The organism is Brevundimonas sp. (genome assembly GCF_046295775.1).
Lineage (GTDB): Bacteria > Pseudomonadota > Alphaproteobacteria > Caulobacterales > Caulobacteraceae > Brevundimonas.
Genome location: NZ_JBKBML010000004.1, coordinates 56,374 through 74,631, shown reverse-complemented (window position 1 = coordinate 74,631; position 18,258 = coordinate 56,374). Strand labels below are relative to the sequence as shown.

Here is an 18,258-nt window from a genome sequence, read left to right as displayed (position 1 = left end):
TGTCCTCAGTAACGATCGCGCGAGCCGTCCCGGCCCTTCAGCGATCGAGCCTGGAGAATTTTCCATGAAGACGACCACCCTTCTCTTGGCCGGCGCCGCCGCTCTGACGCTGGCGGCCTGCGGCGACAACCGCGACGAGAATATGCCTGCCGAAACTACGACCGGCATGGACGCTACGACCACGGCCCCGGTGCCGCCAGCCGACACCACCATGGCGCCAGCTCCCAGCGACAGCACAATGCCGCCAGCTGCCGGTTCGAGCATGACCAACGAACCGGTGGCGCCCGGCCAGACCCCCCCGACCCTACCGCCGGAGCCTGCGCCGGACGGCATGGGAACGCCCACGACGCCGCCCGCGCGCTGATTGCAGCCGGGCGGTCTAGTCGACCGCCCTGGCTCGCGCGGCGTCGAGCTCCGCCGCCTTTGCTTCGACACGGGCGACGATCTCATCGATCATGCCGTCGTTGGCCTGTTTGTGGGCGATCTTGCCGTTGAGATAGACCATGCCCGCGCCCTTGCCGCCGCCGGTAAAGCCGACGTCGGTGTACAGCGCCTCGCCCGGGCCGTTGACGACGCAGCCGATGATGGACAGCGACATCGGCGTGGTCACATGGGCGAGCTTCTCTTCCAGAATCCCGACGGTCTCGATGACGTTGAAGCCCTGACGCGCGCACGAGGGGCAGGCGATGATGTTCACGCCGCGGTGACGCAGGCCCAGCGATTTCAGGACGTCGAAGCCGACCTTGATCTCCTCGACCGGGTCGGCGGCCAGGGATACGCGGATGGTGTCACCGATCCCGGCCCACAGCATCGAGCCCATGCCGATGGCGGACTTGATCGTGCCGGTGCGCAACGGTCCCGCCTCGGTCACGCCCAGATGCAGAGGACAGTCGATGGCCTCGGCCAGCTGCTGATAGGCGGCGACGGTCAGGAACGGGTCCGACGCCTTCACCGAAATCTTGAACTCGTGGAAGTCGTGGTCTTGGAGGATGCGCGCGTGGTTCAGCGCGCTCTCGACCATAGCGTCGGGACAGGGCTCGCCGTACTTCTCGAGCAACTCCTTTTCCAGGCTGCCGGCGTTGACGCCGATGCGCATGGAGCAGCCGTGATCCTTGGCCGCCTGGATCACTTCGCGGACCCGGTCGGCCGAACCGATATTGCCCGGATTAATGCGCAGGCAGGCGGCGCCCGCCTGGGCCGCCTCGATCCCGCGCCTGTAGTGAAAATGGATGTCGGCGACCAAGGGGACCTTGGCCTCGCGCGCGATCGTGCGGAAGGCGGCGGTTGACTCCTCGTCCGGGCACGAGACCCGGACAATGTCGGCGCCCGCCTCTTCCAGCTGACGGATCTGGTCGATCGTAGCGGCGGCGTCAGAGGTCGGGGTGTTGGTCATGGACTGCACGCTGATCGGTGCGTCACCGCCGACCAGGACCGAGCCTACCCGGATCTGGCGGCTCTTGCGGCGCTCGATGTGGCGCCAGGGACGGACGTGGCCGAGATCGTTGCTCATAGGGGCATACATAGGACAGGAGCCGGCCCGAAACCACGACCGACCAATGACGGATCAGAGCGGGGGCTGGGGCGCGGGCGCCACGGCCTGAGCCAGAGCCTGCTGGCGGGCCGCCTCCAGACGACGCGCCTCCTGTCGCGCCTCGGCTTCGCGCACCGCCGCCTCCGCCTGGGCGTTCAGCTGAGCCAAGGGCATGACCGGTCGGGGCAGCATGCCGGCGTGTTCGCCGTTCAGATAGAGGTCGAAGGCCTCCACCTCGGGCGCGTCTATGGTGGCCGTCACGCCCAACGGGGCCCGCCAGCTGTCGCCCTCGGCCATGGCGCGTGCGAACAGCACCCGGTTCTCGCTGATGCGCACCACCAGCGTCGTGGGCTTGCGCGCCTGAAGGATCACGCGCGAGGCATTGGCCGGCGCGCCGTAGACAGCCCCTCGAGGATTGAAGGCGCGCTGCACCGGCGGCGCAGCGGCAGCGGCCGCCGCTGCCACGGCGCCGGCGTCCTCGGGATCCACCCCGGTCAGTTGAGCCTCCAACCCCGGCGTGATGTACATTTGAGGGGTGGTCTGGTCGGGCGGCGCCGGCAGCGGCGCACCGAGGGTCATGGCGGCGTCGGCGTCGGCTAGCTGAGCCCAGTCCTCGGGCGTTTCGGTAATGGCCGAGGGATGAACCGGCTCCACGCGTGAAATGCGCACGACAACGTTCCAGATCACCACGCCGACGACCAGGGCGACCACGACGGCGATTATGCGCGGTGAACGACGCCGCATCTCCTGGAGGTCGGCCCCCGTCGGCGCCTGCAACGGCACGGTGCTGTCCGGGCTTTCGCGTTTCAACCGCTCGACCGCGTGATGCTCGTCCAGACCCAGGGCCTGGGCGTAGGCCCTGACATAGCCGATGGCGAAGATGCGCGACGGCAAGCCGGACCAGTCGTTCTGCTCCAGGGCAGCCAGATGCCGGCGATGGACACGCGTGTGGGTCTCGAGTTGCAGTAGACTGGCCCCCGACCGCTCGCGCGCCTCGCGCAGGGCCTCGCCGAGCGTTTCGGCCCGTTCGAGCAGATCGTGGAAGGGGGCGTCGGACAGGGCGCTCATTGACGGTCAGACGGCCACGTTCAGCTTGCGCGCCAGGGATTCGATCTCGCCGCGCACCGAGCCGGCGGACGAGCCCAGCAGGCCCGCCATGCCGCGCCGCGCCGCCGGCAAATCGGCCGACAGGATCATGCGCTTGACCGGACCCACGCCGCCGGCCGGCGCCGACAGGCGGGTGAAGCCCAGGGCGATCAGGGCGAAGGCCTCCAGCGGACGGCCGGCCAGCTCGCCGCAGACCGAGGCTGGCGTGCCGGTGTCGGCGCAGGCCTTCTGGATCGCCTGCAAGGCCCTGAGCGCTGGCGGCGACAGCGGGTCGTAACGGTCCGACACCAGCGGATTTGTCCGGTCGGCGGCGTACATGTACTGGAACAGGTCGTTGGTCCCGACCGAGACGAAGTCGGTCAACGGCAACAGGGCGTCCAGGTGCCACAGCACCGAGGGGCATTCGATCATGGCCCCTACGCGGAGCAGGCGCGGCAGAGGCCGGCCGCGCCGCCGGGCCCAGTCGCACTCGACATCCACCAGCTCGCGCGCGGCGCGGAACTCGTCGACCGTGGCGATCATCGGGAACATGATGCGCAGTTCGCGGCCCGCCGCCGCCGCCAGCAGGGCGCGGATCTGAAGCCTCAGCAGGGCCGGACGATCCAGGCCAAGGCGGATGGCGCGACGACCCAGCGCCGGGTTCTCTTCGCGCTCGTTGTCCAGATAGGGCAGCACCTTGTCGCCGCCGATGTCGAGGGTGCGGAACACCACTGGCCGGTCGCCGGCGGCGTCCATGACCAGTCGATACAGCGCCGTCTGCGCCGTCAGGCGGGGCAGTTCGTCGGAGACCATGAACTGGAACTCGGTGCGGAACAGGCCGATGCCCTCGGCGCCCGTCAGATCCAGGTTCTCGAGGTCCACCGCCAGACCGGCGTTGGTCAGCAGCGTGATGCGCGTGCCGTCGGTGGTCACGGCCGGCGTGTCGCGCAGCAGGGCGAACTCGGCCTGACGCTGGCTTCGCACGGCCATGCGGCTCTGCACCGCCGCCAGCATGTCGGGGCGGGGCCGCAGATAGGCCTCGCCGGTCTCGCCGTCAGCGATGACCAGGTCGCCCTCGCTCAGCCGGTCGCGGACGCCCGCCAGACGGCCGACGCACGGAATCTGAAGCGCGCGTGCAACGATGGCCGCGTGGCTGGCGGCCGAGCCCTCTTCCAGCAGCAGGCCGCGCAGCTTGGCGCGGGGGTATTCCAGCAGGTCCGCCGGTCCCAGGTTGCGCGCCACCAGGATGGCGTCGTCGGGGAGGTCGCGCTCACCCGGCTTGTCGCCCGCCAGCACGCGCAGCAGCCGGTTGGCCAAATCCTCGAAATCGTGCAGCCGCTCGCGGATGTAGGGATCGCGCGCCTGGGCGAAGCGGGCGCGGTGTTCGTTGCGCACCCGGTCGACCGCCGCCTCGGCCGTCAGGCCGCCGCGCACCGCCTCTTCCAGAGACCGGTTCCAGCCGCGGTCATCGGCGAACATCCGATAGGTCTCAAGCACCTCGAACGACGGGCCGGCCAGCTTGCCCTGACCACCGTCCAGCATGGCGTCGATGCTGGCCCTGAGGTTGGCGAGGCCCAGTTTCAGCCTGCCTTCCTCGAGCACCGGATCGTCCGACAGCAGCCGTTCGGGCGGCAGGGGAGCCTCGTGCAGCACGACCTGGCCGTAGGCGAGGCCCTCGGCGAACCTCTGGCCCTGGATGTGCTCGGGCCGATGCGGCGCCACCTCGACGTCGCGCAGTTCGTCCTGCGCCAGCAGCTCGCCCGAGGCGACCGTTTCGGCCAGCACCATGGCGATGGTCTGGATGTCCTCAACCTCGTCGTCGTCATAGCGACGCTCGGCCCGGTTCTGCACCACCAGAACCCCGATGGCCCGGCCGCCGCGCAGCAGGGGGGCGCCCAGAAAGGCGTGATAGGGGTCCTCGCCCGTCTCTGGGCGATAGGAGAAGCTGGGGTGGTTGGGCGCGTCCGACAGGCTCACCGGCTGGGCCAGCCGGGCCACTTCGCCGACCAGGCCCTCGCCTGGGCGCAGACGGGTGTTGTGCACGGCCTCGGGATTCAGGCCCTGAGTGGCGAACAGCTCAAGCTCGCCCGAGGCGCGGCGCAGATAGATGGAGCAGACTTCGGCGACCATCGACTGGGCGATGATCCGCACCACCATGTCCAGGCGGTCCTGGGCCGAGGGCGCAGCGTCGCCCTGAACCGAATTTGGCCCCACGGCGGCGCCGGCCAGCGCCTCGCGGATCTGGCGCAGGAGGTTCCTGGGCCCCCTCGTCGTCAATCCGCCGCCCTTGGGCATGGCTGCTCCCAAAACGGGCGACACCGCGTCGCCCCGCTTCATCCTATAGCGCGTCCAGGCCGTAGGCCGAATGCAGGGCCCGCACGGCCAATTCGGCGTAGGCGTCCTCGATCAGCACGCTGATCTTGATCTCCGAGGTCGAGATGGCCTGGAACTTGATCCCCTTGTCCGCCAGCGCGCGGAACATGGTCTGGGCCACGCCCGCATGGCTGCGCATGCCCACGCCGACGACCGAGACCTTGGCCACGTCGGTGTCGATGCGGATTTCCTCGAAGCCGATCTGGTTCTGCGCCGCCTTCATCAGCTCGGCGGCGCGGGCTGCGTCCCGGCGGCCGGTGGTGAAGGTCAGGTTGACCGCGCCCTCGGTGCGGGCCTGGCTCTGGACGATCATGTCCACATTGACGTTCGCCTCCGCCAGCCGGGTGAAGACATCGGCGGGCGCGTCGGTGCGGTCCGAAAGGCCCAGCAGGGCGATGCGGGCCTCGTCTCGGCTCATGGTCACACCGGACACGATGCGTTTTTCCACGATCTCCTCCTCGTCGCAGATTAGGGTGCCGGCGGCCGCCGGGAGATTTCCGTATTCGTCGGGTTCGATGAAGCTGGACAGCACCCGCACAGGCACCTGTTTGGCCATCGCCAGCTCGACCGAACGGGTCTGCAGCACCTTGGCGCCCAGCGACGCCATTTCCAGCATCTCTTCGTAGGACACACGCTCCAGCCGGCGCGCCTTGGCCTCGATGCGCGGGTCGGTCGTATAGACGCCGTCCACGTCGGTGTAGATGTCGCACAGGCAGTCCAGCGCCGCCGCCACCGCCACCGCCGAAGTGTCAGAGCCGCCGCGGCCCAGGGTGGTGATCCGCCCGTCCGCCGTCACGCCCTGGAAGCCCGGGATGACCGCGATCTCGCCCGCATCCATGGCCGCGCCCAGCCGGTCGCCGGGAATGTCCTCGATGCGCGCCTTGCCGTGGGCGTCGTCGGTCAGGATCGGCACCTGCCAGCCCATCCAGCTGCGCGCCTTGAAGCCCATGTTGCGCAGCGTCAGCGCCAGGAGACCCGAGGTCACCTGCTCGCCCGAGGCCACCACCACGTCGTATTCGTCGTCCGACAGGGCCACGCCGGCCGAGGGCGCGCCCGCGCCGTCGGTCCAGGCCACAAGCTCATTGGTCTTGCCCGCCATGGCCGAAACCACCACGGCGACCTGGCGCCCGCGCCCCGCCTCGGCCGCGACGATGCGCGCCGCACGACGGATGCGTTCGAGGTCGCCCATCGAGGTGCCGCCGAACTTCATGACCAGCCGCGTCATCGTGGCCCGAAACTCCCGCCTTGCATGGAGGGCGCGGGGGGTTCATCCCTCGGCCCATGGCCGCTTCTAACGACAGCCGCACCGCGCGCAAACCCCAAAGCCCGGAGGGTTTTTCCGACCCGCCGAGCGCAGGCTCGCCCGACGTCGCGTCCGGCGCATCGATCGACCCCGCCGACGTGGCCCGCTTCTCGGCCCAGGCGGCCGAATGGTGGGATGCGCGGGGGCCTTTCGCGCCGCTGCACAGGTTCAATCCGGCCCGCCTCTCCTTCATCCGAGACCAGGTCTGCGCCCGCTTCGGCCGCGACGCCCGGACGCTGCGCCCGTTCGAGGGCCTGTCGCTGATCGACATCGGCTGCGGCGGCGGCCTGGTGGCCGAGCCGATGCGGCGCATGGGCTTTGACGTCACCGCCGTGGACGCCTCCTCCGAGAACATCGGCACCGCCCGCGCCCACGCCGCCGAAACCGGCCTGGACATCGCCTATCGCGCCGCCACCGTGGAGCAGATCGAAGCCGAGGGCGCCGGGCCGTTCGACGTCGTGCTGGCGCTCGAGATCATCGAACACGTCACCGACCCAGAGGCCTTCATCCGCACCGCCTCGCGGCTGGTCGCCCCGGGCGGAATGCTGATCGTGGCCACCCTGAACCGCACCCTGCGCTCGCTGGCGCTGGGCAAGATCGCGGCCGAGTATGTGTTGCGCTGGGTTCCGGCGGGCACTCATGACTGGCGCCAGTTCCTGAAGCCCGACGAGATCAGGATGATGCTGTCGGAGGAGCCGCTGGCCGTGCACGGCCCATATGGCCTGGCCTATGACCTGCTCAACGACCGCTGGGGCGAAAGCACCGACGCCGCCGTCAACTTCATGATGGTCGCCACCCGCGACTAGAGCAGCCGCACCATGTAGCGGGCGTCCGCCCCATAGCTGGCCAGCTTCTCGACCATGCCCGGCGGGCTTTCCTCGACAAAGCCCAAACGCCCCCAATAGGCCGCGGCGTCATTGACCGCGACCAGGGCGAGGACCGGCCAGCCGTCCGCCCGCGCCTGATCCGCCAGCTGCTCCACCACCGGCCGCGTGTGACCGCCGCCGCGCGCGTCGGGATGCAGGGCCAGGTCGTGCAGATAGATCAGGTCGGCGTCACCCGGCAGGGCCGGGATCAGCGCGTTCAGCGCGGGCGCCGAACCGCGCGTCCACGGATAGGCCACCATATAGCCGAGCACGCCGCCGTCCTTGTCACCCAGGACGAAACAGCCCTGAGGATGCAACTCCAGCCGATTGGAGAAACAGGCCCGCTCTTCCGGATGGTCGGGAAACGACAGCCGCGCCACCTCGACCACCCCGTCGAGATGGCTCTCCGTCATGGCATGCCAGTTCAGAGCCCCCTGCGTCATGGTCAGTTCGCCTTCGACGGATCGATGGGAGCGGGCGGCAGCGGGGCGACCGGCACGCCGTCATCCTTGAGCTTCTTCACATCGGCGGGCGTGGCCTCGCCGTAGATTTCGCGCTTCTCGGAGCGGCCTTCGTGGATGTCGCGGGCCTCGCGGGCGAAGGTGTCGCCGACATAGTCGAAGTTGGCCTCGACATGGGCGCGGACCTGGCGGGCGGCCTGGCTCATCATGGCCTGCATCTTGGCCGCCGCCTCGCCGTCCGGCGCGCTTTTTCGCGTGCCCGCGACCGCCGGAGCCATGATCTGCTTGTCGACCTGGCGGGAGCCGCAGAAGGGGCATTCGACGAGACCTCGCGCGGCCTGATCGTCATAGTCCGACGACGAGGCGAACCAGGCCTCGAAGCCGTGGGCGTGATCGCAGGTCAGGGCGTAGCGGATCATGTGGGCGGGTCGAAGGCTCGGTCATGCGTCAGGGCGGGGATGGCGCGTCGCGCCTTGTCCACGGCCGCCAGATCGAGGTCGGCGAAAAGCACGCCGGGCTCGTCGTTGTCCAGTCGCGCGATGACCTCGCCCCAGGGAGCAACTACCGTCGAGCGGCCCCAGGTGCGGCGGCCGTCCTCGTGCGCCCCGCCCTGCGCGGGGGCCAGGACAAAGGCGCCGGTCTCGATGGCGCGGGCGCGCAGCAGCGTCTCCCAATGCGCTTCGCCCGTCGGGACCGTGAAGGCGGCGGGCACGGCGATGATGCTTGCGCCCGCCTTGGCCAAGGCCCGAAACAGGTGCGGAAAGCGCAGGTCGTAGCAGACCGTTAGCCCCAATCGGCCCCAAGGCGTTTCGGCGACCACGGCCCGGTCGCCCGGCCGGACGCCACTGCTTTCGCGATAGGTCTCGCCGTTCGGCAGATCGACGTCAAAGACGTGCAGCTTGTCATAGGCGGCGGTGATCTGACCCTGCGGGTCGATCAACAGCGATCGGTTGGCCGATCGCGCATCGTCGCCGGATCGCACGATGGCCGAGCCGATCAGCAGCCAGACGCCCAGTTCGGCGGCCAGCGCACGCAGGGCCTGCACCGCCGGGTCCGCGTCCTGGTCGACAATGGCCTCGCCGCGGCGGTCGCGGCGCTGCTCCATCAAATTGGAGGCCTCGGGCGTCAGGATGAGGCGCGCGCCGCCCGCCGCCGCCTCGCGGATCAGCGGCGCGATGTGATCCAGCGCCGCCTGCGCCGTCGCCGGCGTGCGGGTCTGGATCAGCGCGATCCTCAGCGCCTCACCGGCCACGGGTCAGGCCTGAAGCAGCGGGTCCAGGCCGCCGCGGCTGTCCAGGGCGTGGACGTCGTCGGAACCGCCGAGGTGTTTTCCACCCACGAAAATCTGCGGGAAGGTGGCCTTGCCGCCGGACTTCTCGACCATTTCGGCCTTCTTCTCGGGGTCATTTGAGGCGACGATCTCCGTGAAATCCACGCCCTTGCGCTCGAACAGCGACTTGGCGGCCATGCAGTAGGGGCAGCCCGGCTTGGTGTAGAGGACGACTTCGGCCAAGTTTCTTCTCCGTGTTGACGCCCGCGGGCAAAAGCCGGGGGTGCGTGTATGAGCCCTAGATAGGCAGTTCGCGCGCGGTGCGCACCCTGGCGACGACCGCCAGATCCACGGCGCGCGCGCCCGCTTCGATCAGCGCCTTGGCGCAGGCTTCAGCGGTAGCTCCGGTGGTCAATACGTCATCGACCAGAAGGATGCGCCGCCCCTTCACCTTCAGGCGGCCGGCCTCGGTCATGACGAAGGCGCCGCGCACGTTCTCGCGCCGACCACGGCCCGACTTGCCGCCCTGGCTGTCGGTGGCGCGGGCGCGGGCCAGGGCGTCGGGCAGATATTCGCGGCGGGCCGCGCGGGCCAGGGGGCGCGCGATCTCGGCGGCCTGGTTGAAGCGCCGCCCCAGCAGGCGGGCGGGGTGGAGCGGCACCGGTGCGATGGCGTCGGCCTCTGCGATCAAGGGCGCGGCCGATCGGCTGATCCAGCGCGCGAACAAGGGACCGAACTGCTGCTGATCACCATGCTTGAACTTCAGGATCAGGCCGCGCGAGGCCTCGTCGTAGACGCAGGCGGCCCGCGCCCGATCGAACCTGTAGGGCTTGGTCAGGCAGGCCGCGCACTTGGTTTCGGCAAAGGTGCCCCCGTCGAATTCGAAGGCCGCCCCGCAGCCGTCGCACACGGGATCTTCCAGGAAGACAACCCGGCTCCAGGCGTCCGGCGTGAGCCCCATGGAGGCGGTCGCCTCGCGGCTGTCGTGTGCAAGCGGCGGCAAAAGCACGTTCGCCAATGCGCGCCCGAACGCCTTGAGATGCGGCGCGGCTTTCAAACCGCGCGCCCAACCCCCATCCTGAAGCGACATGAGCTCCTCCTCCGCCCCGCCCCGACTGTTCGACCCCGTCCGCCGCGCCGCTCGCCTGACGCGCGCGCGCGGCCTGTTCCCCAAGGCCGATTTCCTGCACCGCCGCGTCGCCGCCGACGCCGCCGACAGTCTGGCGGCCATCCTGCGCGAGTTTCCGGCTGCGGTCGACCTGTCGCCTCACGCCGGCCTGTTCGCCAGGGCGCTGGCCGAGGGGCCGGCGGCCGGGCGCGTGGGCCCGGTCGAAGCCGGCGATCCGGCTTGGCGCGCGGCGCCGGCGCATCAGCCGCTGGATCGGGCGCCCGGATCAACCGATCTGATCGTGGCCCTGCTGGGCCTGCACTGGGCCGACGACCTGCCCGGCGCCCTGGCCCAGATCCGACGCGCGCTGCGACCCGACGGGCTGTTTCTGGGTGCGATCTTCGGCGCCGGAACGCTGTCCGAACTGCGGCAGGTCCTGACCGAGGCTGAACTTCAGGTGCGCGGCGGCGCCCAGGCCCGCGTTTCGCCCTTCGCGGACGGCTATGACGGCGCGGCCCTGCTGCAACGGGCGGGCTTCGCCCTGCCGGTGGTGGACGTCGACACGGTGGTGGTGCGCTATTCCGACGCCTTCGCCCTGATGCGTGATCTGCGAGCCATGGGTGAGACCAATGCGCTGGCGGGGCCAGTGCGTCCCCTGACGCGCGAGATCGCCGCCCGAGCGGCCTCGCTTTATGCAGAACGGTTCGCGGATGCGGACGGCCGGGTTCGCGCCACCTTCGAGATCATTCACCTGGCCGGCTGGGCGCCGCACGAAAGCCAGCAAAAGCCGCTGGCGCGGGGATCGGCGAAGATGCGTCTTGCGGACGCCCTGGGCGTCAAGGAGCAGACGGGCGAAGACTAACCGCCCATCGCCCCGCGCACGGCGTCCATGGCGCGGTTGAACAGGCCGCTGGTGTGGTTTCCGAAGGCGGTCAGGGCGCTGAGAAACACCAGGAACATCAGCGAGATGATCAGGCCGTATTCCAGAGCCGTGGCCCCGGACTCATCTTCGACCAGGCGCTGAATGAAGGTCCGCATCGACCGGCCGCCCTCCTCGAGGCGTCAGAGCAGGTCGCGCAGCCAGGCGACCAGAGGTTCGTCCGCCGGCGGCATGGGATACTCCCTCAGCCGATCCGGTTTGACCCACGCAAGCCGCGCATGCTCGCGGGCCTTCACCACGCCGGACCAACGCCGACACAGGTAAAGTGGCATCAGAAGGTGAAAGGATTCGTAACCGTGGCTGGCGAAAACGAAGGGCGCCAGGCAGGCGGCCTGGACGTCGATGTCCAGCTCTTCCTTGAGCTCGCGGATCAGGGCGGCTTCGGGCCTTTCGCCGGGCTCGACCTTGCCGCCCGGAAACTCCCACAGGCCGGCCATCTGCTTGCCCTCCGGCCGCTGGGCGATCAGCACGCGGCCGTCCGCGTCGATCAGGGCGACGGCGACGACGAAGACGGTGGGGACGGCGGGCGCGCTCAACTGCGGTAGTCGCCGTTGATCTCGATGTAGCGCTTGGTCAGATCGCAGGTCCACACCGTGGCCGAGGCGCGGCCAGAGCCGACGTCCACCGTGATGTCGATCTCGGAGCGCTTCATATAGGCGCTCATCTTGGCCTCGTCGTAGGTTGGCGAGGGCGCGCCGTCGATCGCCGCGACGTGGGGGCCGAAGCGGATGGCCAGACGGTCGCGGTCGACCGGCTCCTCGGTCTTGCCCACGGCCATGACGATGCGGCCCCAGTTGGCGTCCTCGCCGGCGATGGCGGTCTTGACCAGGGGGCTGTCGGCGATCGACTTGGCCAGCTTGCGCGCCGAAGCGGGGCTGGCGGCGCCGTCCACCGTCACCTTGACGAACTTGGTCGCGCCCTCGCCGTCGCGCACCAGCTGGTGCGCCAGGTCCAGCATGACCTTGTCCAGAGCGGCCGAAAAGCTCTTGAGCCGTCGGTCGCCGACGCGGCCGATGCGCGGCGCGCCCGAGGCGCCCGTGGCGAAGATCAGGGCCGTGTCGTTGGTCGAGGTGTCGCCGTCCACCGTCACCGAGTTGAAGGTGGTGCGAACGTGCACGTTCAGCAGCGCCCGCAGCACCGGCGGCGCAATGGCGGCGTCGGTGACGATGAAGGCCAGCATGGTGGCCATGTCGGGGGCGATCATGCCCGACCCCTTGGCGATGCCGGCGACGCGCACCTTGACGCCGTCGATCTCGGCCTCGGCCGCCGAACCCTTGGGGAAGGTGTCGGTGGTCATGATGGCCTGGCCGGCCTCGGCCCAGCGATCCGCGTGAAGGGCGGCCTCGATGTCGGGCAGGCGTGCCACGATCTTCTTCTCGTCCAGCACCACGCCGATCACGCCGGTCGAGGCCAGCATGACGTCACGCTGGCGGCAGCCGAAGCGCTTGGCCACTTCCGACGCGGTGCGCCGAGCCGCGTCGGCGCCGGCCTTTCCGGTGAAGGCGTTGGCGCAGCCCGCGTTGACGACCAGGGCGCGCACGTCCTCGCCGCCGCGATCCGCCTCCAGATGCCGCCGGCACCAGTCCACGGGCGCCGAACCCACCTTGTGCCGGGTGAAGACGCCGGCGCAGGTCGTGCCGGGCGCGAAGCGGAAGACCGTCAGGTCCTGTCGCTTGTGCTTGTAAAAGCCGGCCCGCGCCGTGGCGATCTCCACCCCGCCGATCGGGGCGATCGCGGGGAAGGGCACGGCCAGAGGCGACACGTCCAGGCCCGGCTTGCCCGGCGCGGCCGGCGCAGCGGCGGACGGCGCGGCTACCCCCGTGGCGCGCTTCAGCGCCGTGGCAAAGGGATCCAGCGCCTTCTCGAGCGCGTGTTCCAGCTTCTGGCCGGTCGAGGCCTTGGACGGCGTCCGGGTCGGACGGGGGGGCGTGGGCTTGCGGCTCAAGAGGCGACGGCTCCCTTGGAAGGCGGCGGGGCGGCCGGCGCGGCTGGTGTGGGCGCGCGTGGCGCGGGCAGCATCTCGATCTCGGCCTTGCCGCGCAGCTCCTCCAGCAGGCGGCGCACGCCTTCGTAGGTCAGATAGCGCACGATCTGGGGCCGCGCCTGCTCCAGCGTCGGCGGTGTGGCGGGGCGGCGATCCTCGACCTTGACCACGGCCCAGCCGCCCTCGGTCTCAAAAGGCCCGACCAGGGCGCCCGACGGCTGATCGCGCAGCGAATCCGCATAGGCCTGGGGCAGGACGTCCAGGGTGGAATAGCCCAGGTCGCCGCCGGAGAAGCGCGTCGCCTCGTCGATGGAGCGTTCGCCGGCCACCGCCTCGAAGGCGGCGCCCTGGGCCAGCACGCCCACCACGGCCTCGGCCTCGGGCCGGGTGCGCGACAGGATCAGGCGCAGACGCAGCTCCTCGGCGTTCTGGGCCAGCCTGAGCTGCTCCTGATACAGCCGCTCGACCGCCTGATCGGAGATCGAGCCGTTGACCACGCTCTCGACCAGCATGTCGCCGAGGATGCGCTGACGCGTCGCTTCCAGCCGGCGTTGCGCCAGGGCGGATTCGTCCAGCCCGCGCCGTTCGGCCTCGCGGGCCAGAAGCCGTTGATCGACCACTTCATCCAGCACGCGGCGGAACAGGTCGGAGGTCGTGTCCAGCGGCTCGCCGTCGCCGATCAGGCCTTGCGCCACCGCCTCGCGGCGCACGTCCGACGCCCAGATGGTCTGATCCTCGACCTTGGCCACGGCCTGGTCGCCGGCCTCGGGCGGACGACCCTCGCCGCCTCGGCTGCAAGCCGCCAGCGTCAGCCCCAGAATGAGCGCCATGACGGCGATCGGGCGCGAAACCTGTCTCATCGGCGCTCCCCGCCCAGCGGCGCCGTAACCCCGAAGGCCGTGCGCCTGAAAAGCCCCTCGCGTTGACAGGGGTATGGCCGGTGCTTAAGTCCCGCCTGCGCCCAAGTCGAGGGGTTTTCGGCCGTTCGCGCGGCCCTGCGCGCGCTTGAACCGGCGCCCGGGGACGCCGCCCGGCCCGATGCCGCCGCAGGCGCGTCGTCATCGCCCCACCCTGGGCCCCGTCCTGGGATTTTTTCAGAGCCGTCTTCGACGCGCTCCACCCGCCTAACCGGAACCTCCATGCTCGGCATCAAGAAACTGTTCGGCTCCGCCAACGACCGCAAGGTCAAGGGCTTCATGGCCCAGGTGCAGAAGATCAATGCGATGGAGCCCAAGTACGCGGCCCTGTCGGACGACGAACTGCGGATGATGACGGATCACTTCCGTGACCGCATCGAGAAGGGCGAAAGCCTCGACAAGATCCTGCCCGAAGCCTTCGCCGTGGCGCGCGAGGCGTCCAAGCGCGTGCTCGGCCAGCGTCAGTATGACGTTCAGCTGACCGGCGGCATGATCCTGCACGAGGGCGGCATCGCCGAGATGCGCACCGGCGAGGGCAAGACCCTGGTGGCCATCGCCCCGGCCTATCTGAACGCCCTGGCCGGCAAGGGCGTGCACGTCATCACCGTCAACGACTATCTGGCGCGGCGCGACGCCGACTGGATGGGTCGTGTCTATCGCTTCTTGGGGCTGGAGGTCGGCGTCATCGTCAACGGCCTGAGCCAGGGACAGCGCCAGGCCGCCTATGAGGCGGACATCACCTATGGCACCAACAACGAATTCGGCTTCGACTATCTGCGTGACAACCTGGTCTATGACCGGCGCGAAATGGTCCAGCGCGGCCACCACTTCGCCATCACCGACGAGGTCGACTCCATCCTGATCGACGAGGCCCGGACCCCGCTGATCATCTCGGGCCCGACCGAGGACCGGTCCGAGCTCTACAAGATCGTCGACGCCATCGTGAAGACGATGATCGTCGACAAATCGACCTACGACCTCGACGAAAAGCAGCGCCAGGCCCTGCTGACAGAGGAAGGCTCCGAATACATGGAGCGGGCCCTGGCCGAGGCGGGCCACCTGGATGCCGACACAACGGACCTCTACGAGGCGGCCAACGTCAGCCTGGTGCACCACATCAACCAGGCCCTGCGCGCCAATACCCTGTACCAGCGCGACAAGGACTACATCATCAAGGGCGGCGAGATCGTCCTGATCGACGAATACACGGGCCGGATGATGACCGGCCGACGTCTGTCCGAGGGCCTGCACCAGGCCATCGAAGCGAAGGAAGACGTCAAGATCATGCCCGAGAACCAGACCCTGGCCTCGGTGACGATCCAGAACTATTTCCGCCTCTACTCCAAGCTCTCGGGCATGACCGGCACGGCCGCGACCGAGGCCCAAGAGTTCATGGACATCTACAAGATGGACGTCCTGGAGGTGCCGACCCACCGCCCGATCCAGCGCAAGGACTACGACGACGAGGTCTACCGGACCTACGCCGAGAAGAACCGCGCCATCGCCGCCCAGGTCGCTGACTGCCACGTGCGCGGCCAGCCCATTCTTGTGGGCACCGTTTCCATCGAGAAGTCCGAGGAACTGTCCAAGCTGCTGGACACCTATGACTACAAGGTCGAGACCGCCCGCACGCTGAAGCCTGAATACGCCGGCCGGGAAAAGGAAGCGCAGAAGATCGGGGACGACGCCTACGACATCACCTATGTCACCGGCCGCGGCATCCCCCACAGCGTCCTGAACGCCCGCCAGCACGAGCAGGAAGCCTTCATCGTGGCCGATGCCGGCCTGCCGGGCGCGGTGACCATCGCCACCAACATGGCCGGCCGCGGCACTGACATCCAGCTGGGCGGCAACCTCGAGATGCGCCTGGACAAGTGGCGGCTGGACCAGCGCAACATGGGCCTGGAGATCACCGCCGAGGCCGAAAGCGCGATGGAGACCCAGCTGAAGGCCGAGATCGCCGTTCAGCGCGAGAAGTCCCTGGCCGCCGGCGGCCTGTTCGTGCTGGGCACCGAACGCCACGAAAGCCGCCGCATCGACAACCAACTGCGCGGCCGCACCGGCCGTCAGGGCGATCCCGGCACCTCGAAATTCTATCTGTCGTGCGAAGACGACCTGCTGCGCATCTTCGCCGGCGATCGCCTGGACGCGATCATGCAGCGCTTCGGCGTCGCCGAGGGCGAGGCCATCAGCCACCCCTGGCTGAACCGCGCGGTCGAGACGGCCCAGAAGCGGGTCGAGGCGCGCAACTACGACATGCGCAAGAACGTGCTGAAGTACGACGACGTCGTGAACGACCAGCGCAAGGCCGTGTTCGAACAGCGCCAGGAGTTCATGGACTCCGAGGACCTGTCGGAACTGGTCGACGACTTCCGCCGCGACGTGGTCTCCGACCTGGTCGAACGTCACATGCCGCCCAAGGCTTACGCCGAGCAGTGGGACATCGACGGTCTGGACGAGAAGGTGAAATCCACCCTCGGCCTTGAACTGCCGCTGCACGACTGGGCTGCCGAGGAAGGCGTGTCCAACGAAGAGATCGAGGAGCGCATCCAGGCCGCCGCCGACGCGCGCGCGGCCGAGCGTCTGGAGCAGATCGGCGCCGAGCAGACGCGCGGCCTCGAAAAGCAGTTCCTGATGCAGATGATCGACATGCAGTGGCGCGAGCACCTGGTGCATCTGGACCACCTGCGCGGCGTCATCGGCCTGCGCGGCTATGGCCAGCGCGATCCGCTGAACGAGTACAAGACCGAAGCCTTCAACCTGTTCGAGGGCCTGCTGCACGAGCTGCGCCACAATGTCACCCGCTGGCTGATGACGGTCGAGTTCCGCTTCCAGCCGCCGCCGGAGATGCCCGAGTTTCAGGAGATTCACCTGAACCCCGGCACCGGCGAAAACGAGATGGCCAACCCCATGGCCCAGAACCCGGAAGGCCAGTTGCAGGGCGACGACCGCGCGCGCCTGCCAGTCGAGGCCCTGCCCGCCGGATGGCAGCAGACCTCGCGCAACGCGCCCTGCCCCTGCGGCTCGGGCCGCAAGTTCAAGCACTGCCACGGGGCGCTGATCTAAAGAGCGCGTCTGCACATCGCGCTACGTGATTGCTCGTTGCTTGAGCGCAAACCTCTTCATGCCAGCCTTCGGGTTTGACCCGAGGGGCGGCCGCCAGGTCGGTCGATGCGCGTGACGCATCGACCGGCGATGGCTAAAGTCCAAACATGAGCTTCAAGCCCCTGTTCTCGCGCGCGCTGGGCCTCGCGCCCGGCCGTCTGCATTTCGCCGCCCACAGCCACCACCTGTGGCCAAACGCCAGCTTCGAGGCTCAGCAGCACGCGTGGGACGAGGCCAACCGCCACGCCGACCGCAAGTGGGACCAGATCTTCGGCAAGGTGATTCCCGAGGCCCAGGCGCAGGTCGCGGCCGAACTCGGTCTGCCGGACCCGAACACGGTCGTCTTCGCCCCCAACACCCACGACTTTCTGGTGCGGCTGGTGTCGGGTGTCGCGCACAGCCCTGTCCGCATCCTGTCGACCGACGGCGAGTTCCACTCCTTCCGCCGCCAGGCCGCGCGCTGGGAAGAGGCGGGCCAGGTCGTGGTGGAGCGCGTGCCGCTGCAGCCGTTCGACACCTTCCCTGACCGCTTCGTCCAAGCGGCGCGTGCGGGCGGGCACGATCTGATCCTGGTCAGCCAGGTCTTCTTCCGCACCGGCGGCGTGTTCGACCGGATCGCCGACCTGGCCGAGCTGGCGCGGCCCGAGGGGCCGTGGGTCGTTGTGGACGGCTATCACGGCTTCATGGCGACGCCGACCGACCTGTCGGAGGTGGCGGACCGGGTCTTCTACGTGTCTGGCGGCTACAAATACGCCATGAGCGGCGAGGGCGGCTGTTTCCTGCACGCGCCCGACGGCTTCTGTCCGCGCCCGGTCGTCACGGGGTGGTTCGCCGAGTTTGGCGAACTGGCGGGCCCGCCGGGCGGCGTCGGTTATCGGGCCGACGCCGGCCGCTTCTGGGGCGCCACTTTCGACTTCACGGCGCTCTATCGGTTCAACGCCGTGCGCCGCATGCTGACCGAGGCCGGACTGGACACCTCGGCGGTGGCCGATCACGCGCGCGGCCTGGGCGTGCGCTTTCAGAAGGCTCTGACGGCCGGCCGCGCCGGCGCCCTTTCGCAAGCTGAAATCCTGAACCCGATCGGGGACGAGGCCGCCCGCGCCCGCTTCCTGGCCCTGCGCCACCCGGATGCTCCCGCCTGGCGCGAGACGCTGCTGGAAGCCGGGGTGGTCAGCGATGTGCGCGACGACGTCATTCGCTTCGGCTTCGGCCTGTATCAGGACGAGGGGGACGTGGAAGCTCTGATGCAACGCGCCGAGCGCGCCCTATAGGGATCATCCCCAGACCGATCCCCAGAAACCTGAGACAAAACAC

The 18,258-nt window shown here is 69.2% G+C and carries 18 protein-coding genes; 5 read left to right on the top strand and 13 right to left on the bottom strand.

Annotated elements, in window-relative coordinates; all coding sequences use genetic code 11:
* The first annotated feature begins 64 nt into the window (after positions 1–64).
* On the top strand, positions 65–364 hold the full coding sequence (locus ACK4I0_RS04025; protein ID WP_409608244.1) for a hypothetical protein: 300 nt from the start codon (positions 65–67) through the stop codon (positions 362–364).
* A 15-nt stretch (positions 365–379) separates the two neighbouring features.
* Here the strand turns inward: ACK4I0_RS04025 and ispG are convergent, their stop codons facing one another.
* The 4 genes from ispG to ACK4I0_RS04005 are packed head-to-tail and all read right to left on the bottom strand — an operon-like array spanning position 380 to position 6,215.
* A complete protein-coding gene (gene ispG, locus ACK4I0_RS04020; RefSeq protein WP_409608242.1) occupies positions 380–1,510 on the bottom strand; it encodes a flavodoxin-dependent (E)-4-hydroxy-3-methylbut-2-enyl-diphosphate synthase in 1,131 nt (376 codons plus the stop codon).
* A 54-nt stretch (positions 1,511–1,564) separates the two neighbouring features.
* Positions 1,565–2,599 carry a helix-turn-helix domain-containing protein gene (locus ACK4I0_RS04015; protein WP_409608240.1) on the bottom strand — a complete coding sequence of 345 codons (1,035 nt, stop codon included), beginning with the start codon at positions 2,597–2,599 and terminating at the stop codon, positions 1,565–1,567.
* A gap of 6 nt (positions 2,600–2,605) precedes the next feature.
* Positions 2,606–4,912, bottom strand: a complete 2,307-nt coding sequence (gene ptsP, locus ACK4I0_RS04010; RefSeq protein ID WP_409608452.1) for a phosphoenolpyruvate--protein phosphotransferase — start codon at positions 4,910–4,912, stop codon at positions 2,606–2,608.
* A 43-nt stretch (positions 4,913–4,955) separates the two neighbouring features.
* Positions 4,956–6,215 carry an aspartate kinase gene (locus ACK4I0_RS04005; RefSeq protein WP_409608238.1) on the bottom strand — a complete coding sequence of 420 codons (1,260 nt, stop codon included), beginning with the start codon at positions 6,213–6,215 and terminating at the stop codon, positions 4,956–4,958.
* A gap of 56 nt (positions 6,216–6,271) precedes the next feature.
* Here ACK4I0_RS04005 and ubiG point away from each other — a divergent pair, with 56 nt between their 5' ends.
* Positions 6,272–7,099 carry a bifunctional 2-polyprenyl-6-hydroxyphenol methylase/3-demethylubiquinol 3-O-methyltransferase UbiG gene (ubiG, locus tag ACK4I0_RS04000; RefSeq protein ID WP_409608236.1) on the top strand — a complete coding sequence of 276 codons (828 nt, stop codon included), beginning with the start codon at positions 6,272–6,274 and terminating at the stop codon, positions 7,097–7,099.
* Here ubiG and ACK4I0_RS03995 read toward each other — a convergent pair.
* The 5 genes from ACK4I0_RS03995 to ACK4I0_RS03975 are packed head-to-tail and all read right to left on the bottom strand — an operon-like array spanning position 7,096 to position 9,980.
* Positions 7,096–7,602, bottom strand: coding sequence for a GNAT family N-acetyltransferase (locus ACK4I0_RS03995; protein ID WP_409608234.1), 507 nt, complete (start codon positions 7,600–7,602; stop codon positions 7,096–7,098). The genes ubiG and ACK4I0_RS03995 overlap by 4 nt on opposite strands.
* Before the next feature lie 2 nt (positions 7,603–7,604).
* On the bottom strand, positions 7,605–8,039 hold the full coding sequence (locus tag ACK4I0_RS03990) for a DUF1178 family protein (protein ID WP_409608232.1): 435 nt from the start codon (positions 8,037–8,039) through the stop codon (positions 7,605–7,607).
* Complete coding sequence (locus ACK4I0_RS03985) at positions 8,036–8,872, bottom strand: carbon-nitrogen hydrolase family protein (RefSeq protein ID WP_409608230.1); 837 nt, start codon at positions 8,870–8,872, stop codon at positions 8,036–8,038. Before ACK4I0_RS03985 ends, ACK4I0_RS03990 begins: the two co-directional genes overlap by 4 nt.
* Positions 8,873–8,875: 3 nt before the next feature.
* Entirely contained in the window at positions 8,876–9,133 is a 258-nt protein-coding gene (gene grxC, locus ACK4I0_RS03980) for a glutaredoxin 3 (protein WP_409608228.1), read from the bottom strand.
* A gap of 55 nt (positions 9,134–9,188) precedes the next feature.
* Positions 9,189–9,980, bottom strand: coding sequence for a ComF family protein (locus tag ACK4I0_RS03975; RefSeq protein ID WP_409608226.1), 792 nt, complete (start codon positions 9,978–9,980; stop codon positions 9,189–9,191).
* Between ACK4I0_RS03975 and ACK4I0_RS03970 the strand changes: the two genes are divergently transcribed.
* Positions 9,979–10,860, top strand: coding sequence for a methyltransferase domain-containing protein (locus ACK4I0_RS03970; protein ID WP_409608224.1), 882 nt, complete (start codon positions 9,979–9,981; stop codon positions 10,858–10,860). The genes ACK4I0_RS03975 and ACK4I0_RS03970 overlap by 2 nt on opposite strands.
* Here ACK4I0_RS03970 and ACK4I0_RS03965 read toward each other — a convergent pair.
* The 4 genes from ACK4I0_RS03965 to ACK4I0_RS03950 are packed head-to-tail and all read right to left on the bottom strand — an operon-like array spanning position 10,857 to position 13,782.
* Positions 10,857–11,036 (bottom strand): Flp family type IVb pilin, encoded by a 180-nt coding sequence (locus ACK4I0_RS03965; RefSeq protein WP_409608222.1) that lies wholly within the window; start codon positions 11,034–11,036, stop codon positions 10,857–10,859. The genes ACK4I0_RS03970 and ACK4I0_RS03965 overlap by 4 nt on opposite strands.
* Before the next feature lie 24 nt (positions 11,037–11,060).
* Positions 11,061–11,474, bottom strand: a complete 414-nt coding sequence (locus tag ACK4I0_RS03960) for a (deoxy)nucleoside triphosphate pyrophosphohydrolase (RefSeq protein WP_409608220.1) — start codon at positions 11,472–11,474, stop codon at positions 11,061–11,063.
* Entirely contained in the window at positions 11,471–12,883 is a 1,413-nt protein-coding gene (gene argJ / locus ACK4I0_RS03955) for a bifunctional glutamate N-acetyltransferase/amino-acid acetyltransferase ArgJ (protein ID WP_409608218.1), read from the bottom strand. The genes ACK4I0_RS03960 and argJ overlap by 4 nt, the downstream gene beginning before the upstream one ends.
* Entirely contained in the window at positions 12,880–13,782 is a 903-nt protein-coding gene (locus tag ACK4I0_RS03950; protein ID WP_409608216.1) for a peptidyl-prolyl cis-trans isomerase, read from the bottom strand. Before ACK4I0_RS03950 ends, argJ begins: the two co-directional genes overlap by 4 nt.
* A 279-nt stretch (positions 13,783–14,061) precedes the next feature.
* Here ACK4I0_RS03950 and secA point away from each other — a divergent pair, with 279 nt between their 5' ends.
* Both secA and ACK4I0_RS03940 read left to right on the top strand, forming a co-directional pair.
* On the top strand, positions 14,062–16,905 hold the full coding sequence (gene secA, locus ACK4I0_RS03945) for a preprotein translocase subunit SecA (protein ID WP_409608214.1): 2,844 nt from the start codon (positions 14,062–14,064) through the stop codon (positions 16,903–16,905).
* Between the two features lie 146 nt (positions 16,906–17,051).
* Positions 17,052–18,215 carry an aminotransferase class V-fold PLP-dependent enzyme gene (locus tag ACK4I0_RS03940; protein ID WP_409608212.1) on the top strand — a complete coding sequence of 388 codons (1,164 nt, stop codon included), beginning with the start codon at positions 17,052–17,054 and terminating at the stop codon, positions 18,213–18,215.
* Positions 18,216–18,258: the final 43 nt, after the last annotated feature.